This window comes from Vulcanococcus sp. DEBay_Sum22DG08_74 (assembly GCF_017852955.1).
Lineage (GTDB): Bacteria > Cyanobacteriota > Cyanobacteriia > PCC-6307 > Cyanobiaceae > Vulcanococcus.
Map to the genome: position 1 here is coordinate 1 of NZ_JAFMKL010000152.1, position 3,231 is coordinate 3,231.

General features: G+C 63.1%; 6 protein-coding genes. 5 read left to right on the top strand and 1 reads right to left on the bottom strand.

The features are described from left to right. Nucleotides 1-639: 639 nt before the first annotated feature. Nucleotides 640-990 carry a nucleotidyltransferase domain-containing protein gene (locus QZ184_RS10940; protein ID WP_247477289.1) on the top strand — a complete coding sequence of 117 codons (351 nt, stop codon included), beginning with the start codon at nt 640-642 and terminating at the stop codon, nt 988-990. Further along, nucleotides 977-1,372 carry a HEPN domain-containing protein gene (locus tag QZ184_RS10945; RefSeq protein WP_296419634.1) on the top strand — a complete coding sequence of 132 codons (396 nt, stop codon included), beginning with the start codon at nt 977-979 and terminating at the stop codon, nt 1,370-1,372. Before QZ184_RS10940 ends, QZ184_RS10945 begins: the two co-directional genes overlap by 14 nt. 58 nt (nt 1,373-1,430) lie before the next feature. Here QZ184_RS10945 and QZ184_RS10950 read toward each other — a convergent pair whose 3' ends face one another. Further along, nucleotides 1,431-1,808 (bottom strand): Npun_F0494 family protein, encoded by a 378-nt coding sequence (locus QZ184_RS10950; protein WP_296419636.1) that lies wholly within the window; start codon nt 1,806-1,808, stop codon nt 1,431-1,433. A 93-nt stretch (nt 1,809-1,901) separates the two neighbouring features. Between QZ184_RS10950 and QZ184_RS10955 the strand changes: the two genes are divergently transcribed. The 3 genes from QZ184_RS10955 to QZ184_RS10965 all read left to right on the top strand — a co-directional run bounded on the left by QZ184_RS10955 (nt 1,902) and on the right by QZ184_RS10965 (nt 3,215). Further along, nucleotides 1,902-2,462, top strand: a complete 561-nt coding sequence (locus tag QZ184_RS10955; protein ID WP_296419638.1) for a nucleoside triphosphate pyrophosphatase — start codon at nt 1,902-1,904, stop codon at nt 2,460-2,462. Between the two features lie 131 nt (nt 2,463-2,593). After that, complete coding sequence (locus tag QZ184_RS10960; RefSeq protein WP_296416937.1) at nt 2,594-2,800, top strand: hypothetical protein; 207 nt, start codon at nt 2,594-2,596, stop codon at nt 2,798-2,800. A 67-nt stretch (nt 2,801-2,867) separates the two neighbouring features. After that, the gene (locus QZ184_RS10965; RefSeq protein ID WP_247477296.1) at nt 2,868-3,215 is read left to right on the top strand and encodes a hypothetical protein; all 348 of its coding nucleotides are present in this window, start codon (nt 2,868-2,870) and stop codon (nt 3,213-3,215) included. The last annotated feature ends 16 nt before the right edge of the window (nt 3,216-3,231 follow it).

Below are 3,231 nucleotides of genomic sequence, written 5' to 3' on the forward strand. Positions count from 1 at the left end.
CGCTCAGCGTTGTCGCAATGGCTAGTGAAGCATCAGGCTCCAGTTTGATGCTCAGATCTTTTGAAAGGTCACTAAGCCCGTATTGACCAACTGAATCAAGCCAGCGCAGCGTTCAGTTGGAGTCGGCTTGAGGGGGTGTCTGCGAGCTCAAATCTGATGGTTGCGATAAGGCGTCGAATCTCGCGTTGACGTGTCTCAACCAGGCGGTCTCTTGCTCGATCTCGAAGACGGGACGCCAGTTCAGCGTCGCCAAACAGCGCCGCCAGAGCGGCAGTGTGGAGAGATACTCCGATCTGCTCATCCAGCGGAAGGGCTGAGACGTGGAAGAGGGCTCCATGGCCGTAGTTCGTGAGGAAGGAGATGGCGATCAACAGGCCACCGGCAGACAGGGTGGCTATGGCTTTCTGATCTAGAAGAGTGGGTGGTTTCATCACGCTAACGGGGCTCTCTGGCTCCGTTGCTTGATGCTCTCCGCTCTCACCAGTCGGCGGCATCCGTGAACGCACGGAAGGGTCGCGTTAGACCAAAACCGTCGAGACCGAGGCATGGGCCCTCGGGCGAGGGGCTGCCTCTTCTTGCAGAACCACGATGAGGTTTGAGGTCGGCACTAGCCTGACCAGAGCTCAGCGCAACGCAGCGGTGGCCGCTTCCGGTTTTTCTAAAGAGGCCTGGTCGGTGACGGAGGAGAAAGTCCTCGAAGCCGTCGACCGTCTTGTGAAGGCAGCAGCGCCTTTACGCCTGATTGCCTTTGGATCTGCATCCAAGGGAGAGCTGAGCTCTGCCAATGACCTGGATCTGCTCGTGGTTGAACCATCGGTGCAGAGTCGCTACGCAGAAACGGTGCGCCTCCAGAGAGCCCTGAGAGGAATTCTGATGTCCGTCGATGTTGTGGTGACGACGGCGGAGCACTTCCGTGAACGCTCTGCAATCCCGGGAACTGTTGAATTCACCGCACACCATCAGGGCAGGGTGCTGCATGACTCCCTCTGATCAGGGGCTTCTTCTTCTGCGTAAGGCAGCCCAAGACCTGGCTGTATTGGAAAAGTTGATCAACGATCCTGAGATCTCCGACGAGACCCTGGGGTATCACGCTCAACAAGCCGCAGAGAAATGCCTCAAGGCTCTGCTGGCTTCTCGCAAGCTGGACTATCCCCGGAGCCACAGCATCGGTCTTCTGCTTGACCTTCTTGAGGCACAGGGTTTTGTCCTGCCCCAGGAGTTCCAAGAGCTGGAACTGTTCACACCTTTTGGCACGATCTTTCGGTACGACGAATTGCCGCTCGAGGAGCCCCAGGACCGCTCTCGGTGGCCGCTGTTGATCAAAGAGCTCTATGCATTTGCCGTTTTGAAGGTCCGAAACTCAGGGGATTAGCCCTACTAGCCCCGTGTTCATTACTCCCCGGCATCCGTGAACTCACGGAAGAGCCGCGCTAGAGCCTCGGCCAGTGCTGCTTGATCCAGTGGCGCAGGCGGGAGGGGAGGCTGGCGCTGGGGATCTCCCCGGACCAGTCCGAGAGCACGACCCGCCCGAGGGGCGTCAGGCGAACCCGTTCGGTCAGGCCCTGGCCATCGACCTCGCGGCGCAGCACCCCGAGTTGGATCAGCCAGATCAGCAGGTCTTCGCAGTGGTTCGCTGAGAGACGCTGGCGGCTGAGGGCAGTCCAGTCGGAGCGAGCCGCGAGCTGGGTGCTGCTGAGGGCCTCCCGCTCGAGTTCCTCATAGAAGCGGCGCCGAAAGGGAAGGCAGCGCACGGCCCTCTTGGCCCGGATCAGCGCCCGTTGCTCCTGCTGGCTAAGGCGGGGCTGCATCAACGGGAGCGCTGGGGTCCCTTCATTGTGGTCATCGGCTGGCTCCTATCGCCCGAGACCCTTGCCAGAGTGGGCCGAGCTCAAGGATCGGCCGTGCTGCTGTTGGCCTCTGCCTCCCCCGCCCGCCGGCGCTTGCTGGAGCAGGCGGCGATCCCCCATCGGGTGCAGGTCAGCGGGGTGGATGAGGAGGCCATCGGCCACCCCGATCCGGCGCAGTTGGTGCAGCTCCTGGCCCGGGCGAAGGCGCGGGCGGTGCTGGAGAGCGGGCTCGATCGGGAGGTCTCGGCGGTGCTGGGCTGTGATTCGGTCCTGGCGTTTGACGGGGAGGTCTTTGGCAAACCCGCGGATCCCCAGGAGGCCATCAGCCGCTGGCGGCGGATGCGCGGCGCCTGGGGGGAGCTCCACACCGGTCATGCCCTGCTGGATCCAGCGGGGGCCGAGCGGGTGGCCGCGGTGACCACTCGGGTGCTCTTTGCTGATCTGAGCGACGCCGAGATCCAGGCCTATGTGGCGACGGGTGAACCGCTGCAGTGCGCCGGTGGCTTTGCCCTGGAGGGACGCGGCGGCTGCCTGGTGGAGCGCCTGGATGGCTGCTTCTCCAACGTGATTGGCCTGAGTCTTCCCTTGCTGCGGCAGTGGTTGAGCGCGGCCTGAAGCCTTGCCGAAATCCACTGTTGCCATTTTTCTTTGGCCGTAGCTATTGCGAAGACAAGGCCCTCCTCACACACCTGGCCATGAAGACCTTCGCGCTTGCAGCAGCCTGCAGCCTCCTGGTTGGTAGCGGATTGACGCTGAACGCCAACGCCATGGAGCCGATCCAGCTCTCCACAGCTCTGCCGACTGCCGACCACGGACTGATGGCCGAGCAGGCCTACATGGAGGATGCCTCGGCCCGCCATAGCGTCGAGGTGGCAGACGATGCGCTGTTGCCCCTGGAGTTCAAGAAGCCCTCAGGACCGCAGGGCTACAACGTCCTCAACCTGAGCTTCTGAGGGATCGTTGCGAAGGCTGGCGCTTCGCCGTGGTCTCAGCAGAATTCAGGCAATTCCTCCTGGGCTGATGGGTCGACGTCTAAGCCTCAGCCTGGCCCTCCTGAGCGCGGGCTGGATGGCGGCGCTGCCGGTGCAGGCCCAAAGCCCCAGGCCTCCCCAGGCCCTGGCGGTCTTGCTGAAGCAGCTCAAGGCCCAACCCCTGGGCCTCTACGACGGGATGCGTTTGCTGCGCATCCCCCAGAGCGATGGGGGGAGCCTGACCATCAGCGTCAGTTGCGAGCGTCAGCTCTGGCGCGTCCAGAGCCGTCAGACGCCCGCCGGCCGTCCGACGTTCTATGGCGACAGTCCGTTCCTGAGCGCCACGGGGATTGATCGCTCCTGGGTCTGCACGGGCCCCGCTCGGGTTCTCGAATGAAGCGCGCGCCTGCGCT